This window comes from Pseudomonas sp. LBUM1658 (genome assembly GCF_059716055.1).
In genome coordinates this window covers 2,707,214-2,723,766 of record NZ_CP166798.1, presented here as the reverse complement: position 1 = coordinate 2,723,766, position 16,553 = coordinate 2,707,214, and the positions used below count along the sequence as shown (strand labels likewise).

General features: G+C 60.8%; 15 protein-coding genes. 9 read left to right on the top strand and 6 right to left on the bottom strand.

What is annotated here, in order from left to right; all coding sequences use genetic code 11:
* Position 1 precedes the first annotated feature (1 nt).
* The 4 genes from ACA064_RS12570 to ACA064_RS12555 all read left to right on the top strand — a co-directional run bounded on the left by ACA064_RS12570 (position 2) and on the right by ACA064_RS12555 (position 2,340).
* Positions 2 to 487: a nitrate reductase cytochrome c-type subunit gene (locus ACA064_RS12570; protein ID WP_497673632.1), complete on the top strand. Its 486-nt coding sequence runs from the start codon at positions 2 to 4 to the stop codon at positions 485 to 487.
* Between the two features lie 9 nt (positions 488 to 496).
* Positions 497 to 1,093: a cytochrome c3 family protein gene (locus ACA064_RS12565; RefSeq protein WP_150640943.1), complete on the top strand. Its 597-nt coding sequence runs from the start codon at positions 497 to 499 to the stop codon at positions 1,091 to 1,093.
* A gap of 86 nt (positions 1,094 to 1,179) precedes the next feature.
* Positions 1,180 to 1,719 (top strand): cytochrome b, encoded by a 540-nt coding sequence (locus ACA064_RS12560; RefSeq protein WP_497673631.1) that lies wholly within the window; start codon positions 1,180 to 1,182, stop codon positions 1,717 to 1,719.
* A gap of 48 nt (positions 1,720 to 1,767) precedes the next feature.
* The gene (locus tag ACA064_RS12555) at positions 1,768 to 2,340 is read left to right on the top strand and encodes a YceI family protein (protein ID WP_497673630.1); all 573 of its coding nucleotides are present in this window, start codon (positions 1,768 to 1,770) and stop codon (positions 2,338 to 2,340) included.
* 93 nt (positions 2,341 to 2,433) lie between these two features.
* Here the strand turns inward: ACA064_RS12555 and ACA064_RS12550 are convergent, their stop codons facing one another.
* On the bottom strand, positions 2,434 to 2,772 hold the full coding sequence (locus ACA064_RS12550; protein ID WP_150640946.1) for an FKBP-type peptidyl-prolyl cis-trans isomerase: 339 nt from the start codon (positions 2,770 to 2,772) through the stop codon (positions 2,434 to 2,436).
* Between the two features lie 201 nt (positions 2,773 to 2,973).
* On the opposite strand from ACA064_RS12550, the gene ACA064_RS12545 reads away from it, so the two are divergent.
* The 3 genes from ACA064_RS12545 to ACA064_RS12535 all read left to right on the top strand — a co-directional run bounded on the left by ACA064_RS12545 (position 2,974) and on the right by ACA064_RS12535 (position 7,507).
* The gene (locus ACA064_RS12545) at positions 2,974 to 4,314 is read left to right on the top strand and encodes a diguanylate cyclase domain-containing protein (protein WP_497673629.1); all 1,341 of its coding nucleotides are present in this window, start codon (positions 2,974 to 2,976) and stop codon (positions 4,312 to 4,314) included.
* Between the two features lie 108 nt (positions 4,315 to 4,422).
* Positions 4,423 to 6,228 (top strand): monovalent cation:proton antiporter-2 (CPA2) family protein, encoded by a 1,806-nt coding sequence (locus ACA064_RS12540; protein ID WP_497673628.1) that lies wholly within the window; start codon positions 4,423 to 4,425, stop codon positions 6,226 to 6,228.
* A 160-nt stretch (positions 6,229 to 6,388) separates the two neighbouring features.
* Positions 6,389 to 7,507: a DNA alkylation repair protein gene (locus ACA064_RS12535; RefSeq protein ID WP_497673627.1), complete on the top strand. Its 1,119-nt coding sequence runs from the start codon at positions 6,389 to 6,391 to the stop codon at positions 7,505 to 7,507.
* A gap of 15 nt (positions 7,508 to 7,522) precedes the next feature.
* On the opposite strand, the gene ACA064_RS12530 is transcribed toward ACA064_RS12535, so the two are convergent.
* The 3 genes from ACA064_RS12530 to ACA064_RS12520 form a co-directional block, all read right to left on the bottom strand.
* Complete coding sequence (locus tag ACA064_RS12530; RefSeq protein ID WP_497673626.1) at positions 7,523 to 8,596, bottom strand: NAD(P)-dependent alcohol dehydrogenase; 1,074 nt, start codon at positions 8,594 to 8,596, stop codon at positions 7,523 to 7,525.
* Positions 8,597 to 8,642: 46 nt separating this feature from the next.
* Positions 8,643 to 9,215 carry a GNAT family N-acetyltransferase gene (locus tag ACA064_RS12525; protein ID WP_497673625.1) on the bottom strand — a complete coding sequence of 191 codons (573 nt, stop codon included), beginning with the start codon at positions 9,213 to 9,215 and terminating at the stop codon, positions 8,643 to 8,645.
* Positions 9,216 to 9,341: 126 nt separating this feature from the next.
* The gene (locus ACA064_RS12520) at positions 9,342 to 10,241 is read right to left on the bottom strand and encodes a LysR family transcriptional regulator (RefSeq protein WP_497673624.1); all 900 of its coding nucleotides are present in this window, start codon (positions 10,239 to 10,241) and stop codon (positions 9,342 to 9,344) included.
* A gap of 134 nt (positions 10,242 to 10,375) precedes the next feature.
* On the opposite strand from ACA064_RS12520, the gene ACA064_RS12515 reads away from it, so the two are divergent.
* Positions 10,376 to 12,028: a GMC family oxidoreductase gene (locus tag ACA064_RS12515; protein ID WP_497673623.1), complete on the top strand. Its 1,653-nt coding sequence runs from the start codon at positions 10,376 to 10,378 to the stop codon at positions 12,026 to 12,028.
* A gap of 264 nt (positions 12,029 to 12,292) precedes the next feature.
* On the top strand, positions 12,293 to 13,915 hold the full coding sequence (locus tag ACA064_RS12510; protein WP_497673622.1) for an MFS transporter: 1,623 nt from the start codon (positions 12,293 to 12,295) through the stop codon (positions 13,913 to 13,915).
* Positions 13,916 to 13,988: 73 nt separating this feature from the next.
* Here the strand turns inward: ACA064_RS12510 and ACA064_RS12505 are convergent, their stop codons facing one another.
* Together ACA064_RS12505 and ACA064_RS12500 are read right to left on the bottom strand one after the other, a co-directional pair.
* A complete protein-coding gene (locus tag ACA064_RS12505) occupies positions 13,989 to 15,182 on the bottom strand; it encodes an acyl-CoA dehydrogenase family protein (RefSeq protein ID WP_497673621.1) in 1,194 nt (397 codons plus the stop codon).
* Entirely contained in the window at positions 15,179 to 16,351 is a 1,173-nt protein-coding gene (locus tag ACA064_RS12500) for an acyl-CoA dehydrogenase family protein (protein ID WP_497673620.1), read from the bottom strand. The genes ACA064_RS12505 and ACA064_RS12500 overlap by 4 nt, the downstream gene beginning before the upstream one ends.
* Between the last annotated feature and the right edge of the window lie 202 nt (positions 16,352 to 16,553).

The window sequence follows — 16,553 nt, the reverse complement described above, 5'->3', positions numbered from 1 at the left end:
CATGAGTTACCGCTTGCTACCCGTGCTGTTGCTCGCTGCCTTCGGCCTGGCGGTCGCGGCCCAACTCGACTACCCGCTGGACGCTCCCGGGCCGGACGGCCGTCGACCCGGCGGAATAATGACGCAAAACCAGCCAGCGCCACCCATCGCGAACGACGAGAACAAGGACCTCAAACGCGAGCGCAATTACCCGGACCAGCCGCCGACCATTCCCCACACCATCCGTGGTTATCAAATCGACAAGAACAGCAACAAGTGCCTGTCCTGCCACAGCCGCGCCAACAGCGCGCGCAGCCAGGCACCGATGGTCAGCATCACCCACTACATGGATCGCGACGGCCAGGCACTTGCCGCGGTATCGCCGCGCCGCTACTTCTGCAATCAGTGCCATGTCCCGCAAAAAGAGGTCGCGCCCCTGGTGGGCAACAGCTTCGAGAACATCGACAAAGTATTGCAAGACGAAGCCAGTGCGCCAGCGAAACCCTGAGGAGAGGTCATGAAATCATTGCTCGCCCTGCTCAAGGACTACTGGGGCGTCTTGCGTCGTCCCAGCGTCCATTACAGCCTGGGATTCCTCACACTCGGCGGATTTATCGCCGGAGTCATCTTCTGGGGTGGCTTCAACACCGCGCTCGAGGCGAGCAATACCGAGAAGTTCTGCACCTCCTGCCACGAAATGCGTGACAACGTATTCGTCGAACTGCAGGAAACCATTCACTACAGCAACCGCTCAGGCGTACGCGCCACCTGCCCGGACTGCCACGTGCCCCACGAATGGACCCACAAGATCGCACGCAAGATGCAGGCCTCCAAAGAGGTCTGGGGCAAGATTTTCGGCACCATCAGCACCCGCGACAAATTCCTCGGGATGCGCCGCGAACTGGCCGAGCACGAATGGGCCAGGCTCAAGGCCAACGACTCGCTGGAGTGCCGCAACTGCCACAACTTCCAGTTCATGGACTTCACCCGCCAGAGCAAGCGCGCCGCGAACATGCACTCCACGTCCCTGGCCGCTGGACAGGCAACCTGCATCGACTGCCACAAGGGCATCGCGCACAAACTGCCAGACATGAGTGGGGTCAAGGGCTGGTAAGTGGCTGCCTGCTCACCCCCAGCGGCCAGGCTCTACAGGCTCATATCGGTTTTTTCGGGAATCCGGCCGGTCGAGGCGCAACACTTATGAATCAGCGTTACACGACCACCGCGATTGCCCTCCACTGGCTCATGGCGCTGGGGCTGATCGGCGCCTTCGCGATTGGCTTCTATATGCCGGACCTTGCACTGTCGCCGACCAAGCTGAAGCTGTACTCATGGCATAAGTGGGCCGGCGTGACCCTGTTTCTGCTGGTACTGCTGCGCCTCGCCTGGCGCCTGCTGTATCCCCCACCACCGTTGCCGACGAGCATACCCGCGGTATTACGCTTCACCTCGCTGGTCATGCACTGGCTGCTGTATGCACTGATGATTGCAATTCCTCTCAGCGGCTGGCTGATGAGTTCGGCGCAAGGTTTCCAGACAGCCTGGTTCGGAGTACTGCCGCTGCCGGACCTGCTGGACAAGGACGCCGCGCTGGGTGAACGTCTGCAGGTGCTCCATGAAGTGCTTAACTACATACTGCTTGGCCTGGTGATCGTCCATACGAGCGCTGCGCTCAAGCATCACTTCATCGATCGCAACGACGTGCTCACGCGCATATTGCCGGTCAGGAACAAGGGCTGACCCAGGGTATTTCAGTTAATGAAGCTCATGCTCCGACCGGAGAGTCCTATGAATGATCGGTTCCTGCGTTCTGCCGCCCTGGTCGCCGCACTCATGCTCGGGCCCCTGACCGGCGCCCAAGCGGTCCAATACAAGCAAGTGAATCCCGTAGCCAGCCAGATCTCCTTCACCTACACCCAGATGGGTGCGCGGGTGTACGGCACGTTCGGCAAGTTCGACGCCACGCTCGATTTCGACTCGACCAACCCCACGGCGGCTCATGCCGAGCTGACCATCCAGCTCGACAGCATCGACGCCGGCACCAGCGACGCCAACAGCGAGCTGCAGAAACCCGCCTGGTTCAACACGGCGCGGTATCCGCTGGCGAAGTTCGAATCGAACAGCGTCAAGGTGCTCGACAACAACCGCTACCAGATTAGCGGCAAGCTCGCGCTCAAAGGCCGCACCCGCGACGTCAATGCGCTGGTGATTTTGAAGCCGCAGCACTCCATTGGCGTATTCAGTGGCGAGTTCATCCTCAACCGCGCCGACTTCAGCATTGGTGAAGGCGAATGGGCGGATATCGGGATCATATCCAATGAAATCCTGATTAAATTCCGCGTCGTCGCCCCCGAGCAATGATCACTGAGCATAGGTATCTACACATCTTTTAAGGCTGCCAAATTACACAAGTTCGGTGTGTACTGCGACGAGATGTGTAGATGTATCGGACCATCAGTCGTCCCGAGTCAGCACTTCCAGCAACTCGATTTCGAAGGTCAGGTCCGAATTGGGCGTGATCGCACCCATCGAGCGTACGCCGTAGGCCAGATGCGCCGGCACCCAGAGTTTGCGCTTGCCGCCGACTCGCATGCCCATCAGTCCGAGGTCCCACCCCTTGATTACCCGACCCGTGCCAATCACGCACTGGAACGGCTTGCCGCGCTCATAGGAGGAGTCGAACGGGGTGCCATCCTCGAGAAAACCGCGGTATTGGGTGGTAATCAAGGCACCTTTGACCACTTCTTTACCGTCGCCCAGTTGAATGTCTGTCACCTGCAATTCGCTGCTCATTGCTCTCTCTCGTTGATTCGGTAGCCCTGGATGGCTCCAGATGCAGGGTTTTCCCAGAATTTTCGCGGGTTGGCAACCTTCATGAGCGCCACAACTGTCTCGTGGCTTTCGGGAAAAACCTGCTGTACTCCAGGGTGTGGATTAAGATAGCCGACGGCCATTACTCCCAGGGTTTCAATACACCATGTCATTTGCATTCACATGAGCTATGCCTGGCTCAGCCTTTGCGCTGTTCTCCTGATGCTGGCGGCAGTTGCCGTATGGGTTCGTCATGAGCGCAGCCTGCAACACCGTCTGGCCCAGTATCGGGAACTGCTCGAAGGCCTGCCGGACGGGGTGATCCTGGTCGATGCCGAGGGCCTTATCCAGCAGCAGAACAGCGCGGCAGCACGGCTGCTGGATAGCGACGATGCTCTCCTGGTCGGCTCGTCACTGTCCAGTTGGTTACCGCACTTAAATGAAACCCTGGAGCAACGTCAACGCACCCTTGCCACCCGCGCCAATGGCCAGCAGCGGGCGATCGAGGTCACTCGTCTGCCTGCGCCCGACAGCGCAAATTCCATTGTGCTGGTTCATCGCAGCAAGCAATACGGTCACTCGCCAGAGGATGCCGAACGCTATAAACGCAGCCAGTATTTCGCCCGCATCGGCACCTGGGACTGGGATGTCGATACCGAGCAGCTGTATTGGTCAGAGGCGATCTATGGCATGTTCGGCTATAAGGTCGGCGAAGTGACGCCCTCCTATGAACTGTTCTGCAGCTGCGTGCACCCGGAGGACCGGGCTCAGGTGCGGGCCGGTGAGTTGCGCTGCCTTGAAACCGGCGATAACCACGACGAGGAATACCGGGTCATCTGGCCGGACGGCAGCATCCACTGGCTGCGGGAAACTGGCAACGTGGTAAAAAACACCGACGATTCGACGGTAAAAATGATGGGCGTGGTCCGCGACATTACCGAGGAAAGGGCCTCGGCCAGCCAACTCCAGCACCTGGCACACTTCGATCTCCTGACCGGGCTGCCCAACCGCCTGGCCCTCGAAGACCGCTTGTCCAAGGCCCTGGAACAGGCACGGCTGAACGATACGCGGGTGATACTGGTGTTTGTCGACCTCAACAGTTTCAAAGAAATCAATGACCATTTCGGCCACGCCGCCGGAGACCGGGTGCTGGTTACCACCGCTACCCGCCTGAAGAAAATCCTCCGTTCAACCGACACCGTCGCCCGCATCGGCGGTGACGAGTTCGTGGTCATTCTTGAAGGACTGCCCCAGGGCAAGAGCCTGCAAGACGAGGCCCACAGCATTTGCGAGAAAATCTTCATCGAGCTATCGCCCCCCGTCACCATCGGTAATGACCAGCGGCACATCGGCACCAGCCTCGGTGTCGCGGTGTTCCCGGATCATGCCCCGAGCATGGACAAACTCATCCACATCGCCGACCTGGCGATGTACGAGGCCAAGCGCAGCGGGAACAATCAGTATCGGTTGGGTGGTAGGAGCGAGCTTGCTCGCGATGGACTCAAGGGCGGCGCGTTTATGTAGGAGCGTTTATTCAGTGAATACGCGTTATCGTTAACGTCCATCGCGAGCAAGCTCGCTCCTACACGCGCCAGTCTGCATCAATTGTGCGAAACACCCAGGAGTCAGCCCATGCCCCATGAAGGCAACCTGTTGCAAGCCGCCGTGGTTTTTCTGTTCGCGGCGGTGCTGGCCGTTCCCTTGGCCAAGCGCCTGCAATTGGGCGCGGTACTGGGCTATCTGTTCGCCGGGGTGATCATCGGCCCGTCGGTGCTGGGGCTGATCGACAACCCACAAAGCGTCAGTCATATCTCGGAACTTGGGGTGGTATTGCTGCTGTTCATCATCGGCCTGGAGCTCTCGCCCCGACGGTTGTGGGTGATGCGCAAATCGGTGTTCGGCGTGGGCCTGGCGCAGGTGTTGCTGACCGGGTCGGTGATCGGCGTCCTTGCCTTGTTCGTCTTCGGCCAGCCCCTGAATAGTGCCATCGTGCTGGGCCTGGGCCTGGCGTTGTCGTCCACCGCGTTTGGCCTGCAGAGCCTGGCCGAGCGCAAGGAGCTGACCAGCCCCCATGGGCGGCTGGCGTTTGCCATTCTGCTGTTCCAGGACATCGCCGCGATCCCCTTGATCGCCATGGTGCCGCTGCTGGCCGGCGGTGATCACAGCACCACTGCCACCCAGAACCTGAATCACGGCCTGCAGGTGCTGGGCAGCATCGCCGTGGTGGTGATCGGCGGGCGTTATCTGTTGCGCCCGGTGTTTCGCGTGGTGGCCAAAACCGGTCTGCCGGAAGTCTCCACCGCCACCGCGCTGCTGGTGGTGATCGGCACGGCATGGCTGATGGACCTGGTAGGGGTCTCCATGGCACTGGGTGCGTTCCTCGCCGGTTTGCTGCTGGCCGACTCGGAATACCGACACGAACTGGAAGCGCAGATCGAACCGTTCAAGGGATTACTGCTGGGGCTGTTTTTTATCAGCGTCGGCATGGGCGCCAATATCAGCCTGTTGTTCAGCGCGCCGGCCGCGGTATTGGGGCTGACTGTATTGCTGATCCTGATCAAGCTGCCCCTGCTGTTTGTCGTCGGCCGGCTGGCCGGCGGCCTGGGTCGAGTCAATGCCATACGCCTGGGCATCGTGCTGGCGGCCGGCGGTGAATTCGCCTTCGTGGTGTTCAAGATCGGTCGCGATCAGGGGCTGTTCGAGCCCCATCTGTACGACCTGCTGGTGCTGACCATTACGCTGTCCATGGCCCTGACGCCGCTCTTGCTGCTGTTGTGCGCGCGGCTGGTCAAGCCGGTGGTAAAACCGCTGAGCATGCCGCCGGAATTCCGCGAAATCGAAACTGACGCACCACGGGTGGTGATCGCCGGCATGGGCCGTATGGGGCAGATCGTCGCGCGGATCTTGCGGGCGCAGAACATCAAGTTCGTGGCCCTCGACACTTCGGTGGAAACCATTGAGCTGTCCCGCAGTTTTGGCGGGGTGCCGGTGTTCTACGGCGACCCGATGCGCCCGGAGATTCTGAAAGCCGCCAAGGTCGAACAGGCGGAATTTTTCGTGATCGCCACCGACGATCCGGACACCAATATCAAGACCGCCGAACTGGTGCACAAACTCTACCCGCAGATGAAAATCATCGCTCGCGCGCGCAACCGTCAGCACGTTCATCGGCTAGTGGATGTCGGCGCGCAAGCGGTGCGGGAAACCTACTATTCGAGCCTGGAAATGAGCCGGCGCACCCTGGTCGGGCTCGGCTTGAGCCAGACCCAGGCCGATGCCCGCATCAAACGCTTTACCCACCACGACGAACAGGTGCTGGAGGCCCAGCATGCGGTCTATGACGATGCCGCCAAGGTGCTGCAAACCGCCCAGGAAGCCCGGGGCGAACTGGCGCGACTGTTTGAGGCGGATCAGCTGGAGGAAGAGTCCAGAGGGTGATGGTGGATGTGAGGACCCCATCGCGAGCAAGCTCGCTCCCACAGGGGATTGATGGTGTATCCCCTATTTGTGGATCGGCATCTATCCAATGTGGGAGCGGGCTTGCTCGCGATGAACGATAACGCGGTGTATCAGGTAAACAACAACCAAGGACTTCAAAATGAGCAGTGCTGACCAATCCTCCCCTGCCCTCAAGGAAATCTTCAACGCCGAACGTCTCCAGCACATCGCCACCGAGATGAGTTCGGTTTATCCGGCATTCAATGCAAAAGCCTTCCTCAAACTCGCCAACCTGGGTCTGGCCGAATTATCGGTGATGCAGCGCCTCGCCCGAGTCAGCGAAAGCCTGAATGCAGTGATTGCCCTCGACTACGAGCAAACACTGGAGCTCTTTCGCGCGTTGGCCCCACGCTTGAACAGCCGTTTCGTCAGCATGTTCCTGCCCCATTACGTCGCCACTTATGGCGCCCACGCGTTCGAGTTGTCGATGGACGCACTGAAGTACTTCACTGCGTTCGGCTCTTCGGAGTTTGCGGTGCGGCATTTCCTGCGCAGCGACTTTGAGCGCGCCCTGGCGCTGATGAACCTGTGGTCGCTAGACGAAAACGAACATGTCCGGCGCCTGGCCAGCGAAGGCAGCCGTCCGCGCCTGCCCTGGTCATTTCGCCTGGAACAGGTGCAAGCCGATCCGTCGTTGGCAGCGCCGATCCTCGACAATTTGAACGCCGACAGCAGCCTGTATGTACGCAAGTCCGTGGCCAATCACCTTAACGACATCACCAAGGATCACCCGCAGTGGGTGCTCGAGCTGATCGAAAGCTGGTCCCTGGAAGACCCGCGCACCGCCTGGATCGCCAGACACGCCTTGCGCAGCCTGATCAAGCAAGGCAATCAGCGGGCACTGGCAATCATCGGCGCAGGAAGTAAAGCGGAAGTCGAAATCCAGCACCTGAAAATCGAACCGCCAGTGATTCGCCTGGGCGAAAAAATCACCCTGTCCTTCACCCTGAAATCGACCCTGAGCGACAGCCAGCGCCTGGTGGTCGACTACGCCATCGATTACGTCAAAGCCTCAGGCAGCACCTCGGCGAAAGTCTTCAAACTCAAGGGCCTTACCCTGGCTGCCAATGCCAGGGAAAACATCAGCCGCGCCCAGCACATTCGCCAGCTGACCACCCGCACGCACTATGCCGGCAAGCACGCCGTGCACATTCTGGTGAACGGCGAACGCTTGGCCAGCGGTGCGTTCGAGATTCTCGACCAAGCCCTCGACGGTTGAAACGCAGCGGTGTTTTCAAGGCGTAATTGCGACCTTCAGCACTCCATCGCGCTGACTGGCGAACAGCTCATAAGCGGCTTCGATGTCATCGAGTTTGAAGCGATGGGTCACCAAGGGTTTGAGATCGACCTGACCACAGGCAACCACCTCCATCAAACGCCGCATGCGCTCCTTTCCGCCCGGGCACAAGGTGGTCACGATGCTGAGGTCGCCCAGCCCTGCGGCGAATGCATCGAGCGGGATGTGCAGGTCCGACGAATAGACCCCAAGGCTCGATAAGGTACCGCCGGGACGCAGTACTCGCAGCGCCGATTCGAAGGTGCCCTGGGTCCCCAGGGCTTCAATGGCCACGTCAACCCCGCGACCATTAGTGATGGCCATGATGCGCTCGACCACATTGCCGTCCTTGAAGTCGACAGTATGGGTCGCGCCCAACTGGCGGGCGACGCCCATTCGCGCAGACACGGTGTCCACTCCGATAATGGTCGTAGCACCCATCAGCCGTGCACCGGCAATGGCACACAGACCGATGGGGCCCAGGGCGAACACGGCGACCGTATCGCCAATCTCGACCTTGCCTCGTTGCGCGCCGGAAAAGCCCGTGGACATGATGTCCGGGCACATCAGCACTTGTTCATCACTGAGGTTGTCGGGAATCGGGCAAAGGTTGGCAAGGGCATCCGGCACCAACACGTATTCCGCCTGGCAGCCGTCAATCGTATTGCCGAACTTCCAGCCACCGGCGGCGCGAAAACCGTGGCGAGTCCCCGGACCGTCCTGAGACGAACAGCCACAGAGGCAGGCGTAGCTTTGGCCACTGGGGGTGATAGCGCCGGCAATCACCCGTTGCCCTTCGACGAAGCCGACGACCTGCGAGCCGAGCTTTTCGATCACGCCCACCGGTTCATGACCGATAGTCAGCCCCTTGGCCACCGGGTATTCGCCGCGCAGGATATGCACATCGGTGCCGCAGATGGTGGTCGTGGTAATGCGCACCAGCGCGTCAAGCGGTCCCACCTCGGGAATCGGCTTGTCATCCAGCACGATGCGGTTTTTCTCGACGAAGATCGCCGCTTTCATTTTTGCCATTGTGTTGACTCCTGTCCTTTAGATCCGCGGAAGGCGTTACCGACAGTCACTTCCCAAGATCGAGTTCATGGATGATTTCGCTAAACCCCTCGCTAGGGTAGCGGCTGGTGAAACCAAGGTTTCTCGCCAGGCAATGCATGCCGTAATTGGTCGCCATATCAGTCGAGGCCATGATCTTGAACCCGTTGCGCCGCGCGGCGTCGATCAAACGCCCGCCCAACAGGGTTCCGAGGCCCAGACGCTGCCATTCATCGGCGACCGTTATGGCACATTCGCATTGGCCCGACCCGGGCGTCGAGGCGTAACGGCTGACGCCGATTTCCAGCAACTGCCCGTCCCTGTGCACCAGCGCGACATAGGCCATGCGCTTTTCATAGTCCAGGTCCATCATGCGGTCCATCAGGGGCCCATCCGCCTCACTGAAAGTCCCCAGAAAACGCAAGCGGCGAGATCCGGCAGACAACTGCTTGATGAACTGGAACTCGCGCTCACGATCCTGCTCCTGAAGCGGGCGGATAAGCACGTGAGCGCCGTTTTTCAGCGGTTCAATCCAGTGTTCTTCAGCATCGTCTGGACAGAAGGTGGCCAGTTTTATGGCGGTTGATTGACCAGTGATCATATTTTTCTCCCGGGCCGTAAGTCGAAATGCTCGCAGGGCCCAAGAGTGTTGTACGACGGGTAGCGTTTGCCGATCTGATCTGGGTCAATGTTTAGGTGTATTGAACAGCCTATACCCAGGCAACTGCTAACCTGCCTGGTCCGGACCGCGCAGCAGCGCCTGCTCGCGCTCACACAACTCCACCACGTAATCCCACAACACCCGCAACCGCACCGACTTGTGCAATTCGCGCCGGGTGCTGATCCAGTAGCTGCGCTGAATGCTCTCGGCCGGCAGCAATGGAATCAGATCCGGGTCATTGCTGGCCATGTAGCACGGCAACACGGCGATTCCCAGGCCCGAGCGCGCAGCCTGGTGCTGGGCGATCACGCTGGTACTGTGGAACACCACCTGCGGGCTGCGGCAGAAGCTGTTGAGGAACATCAATTCCTGGCTGAACAATAAGTCATCGACGTAGCCGATCCAGGCATGCTGCGCCAGGTCTTCGCGGCTGTGCAGCGCTGGCGCACGGTCCAGATAGGCGCGGCTGGCATACAGCGCCAGGCGGTAGTCGGTGAGTTTGCGGGTCACCAGCATATCGACGACCGGGCGTTCGAGGTGGATGCTAATTTCCGCTTCGCGGTTGAGGATGCTGACGAAGCGCGGCACCGCTACCAGCTCCACTTCCAGCCCTGGATAGCGCTCGAACAGGCCGTTCATGCGGCTCGCCAGGAACATGATGCCCAGGCCTTCGGTCACCCCGAGACGGATCTTGCCCTGGGGCGCGCTGGACCGGGTGATTTCCTCCTGCGCCAGCAAGGCCACATTTTCCATGGCTTCGGCGTGTTTGAGCAGCGCCTCGCCGGCCGGCGTCAACTGGTAGCCCTGGGCGTGCTGGACAAACAGCGCGGTGCCCAGGCTTTTTTCGATGGCCTCGATATGCCGGGCTACCGTGGCATGGGTGGTATTCAGCCGGCGTGCCGCGGTCAGCAAACGGCCGCTACGCTGTAACTCGAGAAAAAACCGCAGGTCATTCCAATCGAACATGAATCTTCCTTGAACGTGCCGCAGGGTACAGCTGTCTAAAAACGCACAGCCACTGAGTAAAAACTAACATTCTTTAAACGAAAGCTAACAATTAGGATGAATCACAACAAGAACAACAACAGAAGAGGTCATGGATGCAGCCTGTCGTTGATGAATATGACTACGTGGTAGTGGGCGCCGGGCCGGCCGGTTGTTTGCTGGCCAATCGTCTGTCCGCCAACCCTGAGCATCGGGTGCTGCTGCTCGAAGCCGGTGGCCGCGACAACTACCCGTGGATTCATATCCCCGTCGGTTATCTATTTTGCATCGGCAACCCGCGCACCGACTGGTGCTTCAAGACCGAAGCGCAACCCGGCCTGCAAGGTCGCAGCTTGAGCTACCCACGGGGTAAGGTCCTGGGCGGTTGTTCGTCGATCAACGGCATGATTTACATGCGCGGCCAGGCCAGCGACTACGACGGTTGGGCCGCCGACGGCAATCCTGGCTGGGCCTGGAAGGATGTACTGCCGCTGTTCAGGCAGAGCGAAAACCACTTTGCCGGCGACTCGGAGTTTCATGGCGCTGCCGGCGAATGGCGGATCGAGCGTCAGCGGCTGTCGTGGCCGATCCTCGATGCCTTCCGCGAGGCGGCCGAACAAAGCGGCATTGCCAGCATCGATGACTTCAACCGGGGCGACAACGAAGGCTGCGGTTACTTCCAGGTCAACCAGAAGGCCGGAGTGCGCTGGAATGCCGCCAAGGCTTTTCTCAAGCCGATCCGCAACCGACCCAACCTGACCGTACTGACCGATGTCGAAGTCGACCGCGTGCTGCTGGAAAACGGCCGTGCCTCAAAGGTCAGTGCCCGCTGGCAGGGCCAGCCGAAAACCTGGAAGGCGCGGCGGGAAATCGTCCTCTGCGCCGGCTCCGTCGGCTCGCCGAGCATCCTGCAACGTTCCGGGATCGGCCCGAGCGGCTTGTTGCAACGCTTGGGGATTGGCGTCGCCCATGAATTGCCCGGCGTCGGCGGCAATCTGCAGGATCACTTGCAGCTGCGGCTGATCTACAAACTGCAAAACGCCCGCACCCTGAACCAGATCGCTGGCAGCCTGTGGGGCAAGATGGGCATGGGCTTGCGCTATCTGTATGACCGCAGCGGCCCGCTGTCCATGGCGCCAAGTCAACTGGGGGCATTCGCCCGTTCGGGACCGGAGCAGACTTCGGCCAACCTTGAATACCACGTGCAGCCGCTGTCGCTGGAGCGCTTCGGCGAGCCGTTGCATGCATTCCCGGCATTTACCGCGTCGGTCTGCGACCTGCGTCCACAGAGCCGTGGTCGAGTGGAAATCCGCTCCGCCAATCCCCAGGACGCGCCGCTGATTCAGCCAAACTACCTGAGCCATCCTGAAGATCTTAGAGTCGCCGCCGCCGCCATTCGCCTGACCCGGCGCATCGTCGCGGCGCCGGCCCTGGCGCAGTTCAAGCCTTGCGAATACCTGCCGGGCGACGCCTTGCAGACCGACGAGCAACTGTATGAAGCGGCGGCGCGGATCGGCACGACGATCTTCCACCCGGTCGGCACCTGCCGCATGGGCAATGACAAGAATGCCGTGGTCGACGCGCAGTTGCGGGTCCACGGCGTTCCCGGGCTGCGCATCGCCGACGCCTCGATCATGCCGCGCATCACCTCGGGCAATACCTGTTCACCGACTCTGATGATTGCCGAGAAGGCCGCTCAGCTCATTCTCGCACCTACGACAAGGAGCCTTGACCCAAAAGAAAAACTGCTCACCGAACCGCACTTGTAGGAGCTGCCGCAGGCTGCGATCTTTTCAGCGGCCACCACGTTGTCAGGACTGGCGCGAAGATCAAAAGATCGCAGCCTTCGGCAGCTCCTACGCAGGCTGCGATCTTTACAGCGGCCACCACGTTGTCAGGGCTGGCGCGAAGATCAAAAGATCGCAGCCTGCGGCAGCTCCTACGCGGATTTCATCATGCAATACCGACATCGTGGCGCCGAACATCGCGGCGACAGTGGAACAACAAAAACAATCACTGTAAGGGATACCGATATGTCAGAACATGCTCAACCCCTGGACGCGACGCTTGGAGCGACCACCAGCAAGGAAACCCAGAAAGTCATCTTCGCCTCGTCCCTGGGGACGGTGTTCGAGTGGTATGACTTCTTCCTCTACGGCGCCCTCGCGGCAGTCATCAGCAAACAGTTTTTCGCCGGGGTCAACGACACCACGGCGTTCATCTTTGCACTGATGGCGTTCGCCGCGGGCTTCATCGTGCGACCGTTTGGCGCGCTGGTATTCGGCCGTCTCGGCGATATGATCGGCCGCAAGTACACCTTCCTCGCGACCATCATCCTCATGGGGCTGGCGACCTTCTGTGTCGGCCTGCTACCGACCTATTCGAGCATCGGCATCGCCGCACCGATCATCCTGGTGGTGCTGCGCATGCTCCAGGGCCTGGCCCTGGGCGGTGAATACGGCGGCGCGGCGACCTACGTCGCGGAACACGCACCGGCCGGCAAACGCGGGTTCCACACCAGCTGGATTCAGTCCACCGCTACCCTTGGCCTGCTGTTGTCGCTGCTGGTGGTACTCGGTTGCCGTTACTTCACCGGCGATCAGTTCGAAGTCTGGGGCTGGCGCATCCCTTTCCTGTTTTCGATCGTGCTGCTGGGGATTTCCACCTGGATACGCATGAGCCTGCATGAGTCGCCGGCCTTCCTGAAAATGAAAGAAGAAGGCAAGATCTCCAAGGCGCCGATCCGCGAGTCCTTCGGCAAATGGGAAAACCTCAAGATTGTGCTGATCGCGTTGTTCAGCATCAACGCAGGGCAAGCGGTGACCTTCTATGCCGCGCAGTTTTACACGCTGTTCTTCCTCACCCAGTTCCTGAAAATGGACCCGGCCCTGGCCAACGGTCTGCTGATTGTCAGCGTGGTGATCGGTGCGCCGTTCTTCATCTTCTTTGGCTGGCTGTCGGACAAAGTCGGGCGTAAACCAATCCTGATGCTCGGCCTGTTGCTGGCGACCGTGTTGTACTTCCCGATCTTCAAGAGCATTGCCCACTACGCCAACCCGGCAATCGACCTGGCCAGCCGTCAGGCACCGATCACCGTGCTGGCCGACCCCGCCACCTGCACCTTCCAGTTCGACCCGGTGGGCAAGGCACGCTTCGACAGCCCGTGCGACAAGGTCAAGACCTTCCTGGTCAAACAGGGCCTGCCGTACAGCAGCGCAGCGGCGCCGACCGGCAGCCAGGTGCAAGTGAGCATCGGTGACGTGCGCATCGACGGTTACGACGAAGCAGCGTTGCGCGGCGCAGTGACCCTGGCCGGTTATCCGCAACGGGCGGACACCCAGCAGGTCAACAAACCGATGATCGTCGCGCTGATGGTCGCCCTGACCTGTATCGCCGCCATGTGCTACGGCCCGCTGGCGGCGCTGATGGTCGAGCTGTTCCCGACCCGCATCCGCTACACCTCCATGTCCCTGCCCTACCACATCGGCAACGGCTGGTTCGGCGGCTTCCTGCCGACCGTATCCTTCGCATTGGTGGTGTACACCGGCGATATCTTCTACGGGCTGTGGTACCCGGTGGTAATCACCGGGGTGAGCTTGATCGTGGGCATGATCTGCCTGCGGGAAACCAAAAACGTGGATATCGATAAGAACTGAAGGCCGGGATATCCGTCCATGGCCCGATACAGGCCCTGGACGGAGAATCAGACATGGAAAAGCGCTTTGCTGGTCAGGTGCGCAGGCGCGGTTCTTTGGGCATTCCCAGCGCGCGTTCGGCGATGATGTTGCGCTGGATTTCGTTGCTGCCGCCGTAGAGGGTGTCGGCGCGACTGAACAGGTACAGCGACTGCAAACGGGTGAGTTGATAAGGCGCGGCCTCGAGCAGTTCAGCCTCGGCGCCGAGTACGTCCATCGCCAGCTTGCCGAGGCTGACGTGCCAGCTGGACCAGAACAGCTTGTAGATGGTCGCCTCCTTGCGCAGCGAACCGTCCTGGCTACCTGAGAGCATGCGCAGCGAGTTGTAGCGCATGATCCGCAGCCCGCTCCAGGCTTCGGCCAGGCGCTGGCGCAGGATCGGATCACGCGAGGCGCCATTGGCCCGGGCGATGGCGATGATCTCGCTCAACTCGTTGTGAAACTGCATCTGCTGGCCCAAGGTCGAAACCCCGCGCTCGAAACCCAGCAACGCCATGGCAATTTTCCAACCCTCGCCCGGCAAGCCAATGATGTTCGTCGCGTCGGTTCGGGCGCTGTCGAAGAACACTTCATTGAACTCCGAGGTACCGGTCAGTTGCTCGATCGGGCGCACGCTAATCCCGGCCTGCGCCATCGGCACCAGCAGGAACGACAAGCCGCGATGACCGACGCTGCCAGGCTCGGTGCGGGCGATCACAAAGCACCAGTCCGACTCATGGGCCAGCGAGGTCCAGACTTTCTGCCCATTGATGACCCAGCTGCCGCTCGCTTCATCCAGCAGCGCCCGGGTCTTGACGTTGGCCAGGTCTGATCCGGCCCCCGGCTCGGAATAGCCTTGGCACCAGAACGCCGTGCCGCTGACGATGCCTGGCAGAAACCGCCGTTGCTGTTCGGCGCTGCCGAAGGCGGCAATGGTCGGTCCGGCCAGCCCTTCGCCGATATGCCCCATGCGTCCGGGGCCACCAGCGCGGGCGTATTCTTCGTGAAAAATTACCTGCTGGCTGATGGAAAGACCACGCCCGCCGTGCTCCGACGCCCAGCCGACACAGGTCCAGCGACCCTCGGCGAGTTTGCGTTCCCAGGCCTTGCGCTCTTCGGGAAACATACGTTCATCGCCCGGACCACCACGAAAACGCAGGGGTTCGAATTCACCGCAGAGGTTAGCGCTCAACCAGTCGGCCACTTCCTGACGAAAGCACTCGTCCTGCTCGCTGAAACTGATTTTCATGGCTGCTCTCCAAGAATCGCCACGGCAATCCGTTCGCGATGCCAGGCCGGTGCGCCGAGAAAGCTTTCGCTGGCGCGGGCGCGTTTGAAGTAGAGATGCGGGTCGTATTCCCAGGTGAAACCGACGCCGCCGTGCAACTGGATCGACTCTGCCGCGCAGTGGAAGTAAGTTTCCGAGCAATGCGCCTTGGCCAGCGCCGCCGCCAGCGGCAGCTCGGCGGCAACCTGCGGGTCGCCCTGCGGATCAAGCACTTCCTGGGCCACGCAGGCTGCGTAATAACTGGCCGAGCGCGCGCATTCGACCTGCAGCATCATGTCGGCGGCGCGGTGTTTGAGCGCCTGAAAGCTGGCTATTGGTCGACCGAACTGCTGGCGTTCCTGCATATAGGCGACGCTCAGGTCCAATACCTGCTGCGCGCCACCGGTCTGCTCTGCGGCCAGGCCGATGCAGGCCAATTGCAGGACCCGCTCCAGGTGCGGCCAGCCGGCGCCGAACTCACCGAGCAGGCAGTCAGCGCTGAGATACAGGCCCTTGAGCTGGATGCGTGCCTGGCGGCGGGTCTGGTCCATGGTGGGCAACATCTGCCGCTCGATACCTGCACGGCCAGCGTCCACCGCGAACAGGCTGATCCCCGCTTCTCCGGTCGAACCGGGAACCCGTGCGGCAATGATCAAGAGATCGGCGCTATGCCCGTCGAGGACATGATTAAGCGTTCCGTCGAGCACGAAACCCTCACCCTCGGCGACCACCGTGGCCTGAACATCCTTGGCAGCCCAGCCGTTTGCGCTGGTGAAGGCCAGAGTCGCAGTGAGGCTGCCGTCGGCGATCAACCTCAGCCAGCGGTGCTTTTGTTCAAGGTTGGCGGCCAGCAGCAATGCCGGCGTGGCCATGCAGGCGGTGGCGAAAAACGGCGAGCAGAGCAAACGCCGGCCCATCTGCTCGAGCAGAATCGACAGTTCGACAAAGCCCAGTCCGAGACCGCCGAACACTTCGGGAATATGAATCGCCGGCCAGTACATTTCACTGCACAGACGTTGCCAGAGCGCCTCGTCAAAGCCTCGCTCGCTGACCATCGCCACCCGCACGGCGGTACAGTCCGACACATCGGCGAGAAAACTCTCGGCCGATGCACGGATCATTTTCTGTTCGTCGCTGAATGCAAATTCCACTGCGGCGCCTTCTACTCGTCTGGCGGAGCACGCATGCAGCGACACCCCTTTTGCCATCGAGTCTGGCGTCAGCCGGCGGCAGCAGAATCGTCAGCCCAGCCTAGTCCGAGTGGGCGATGCCGGGGCCGATCCGCCGAGGATCGAGCGCCTGGCCCGCTTCACCCGGATGGGCTGACTGTCGCAGCAAATCCCTCTAACGGGC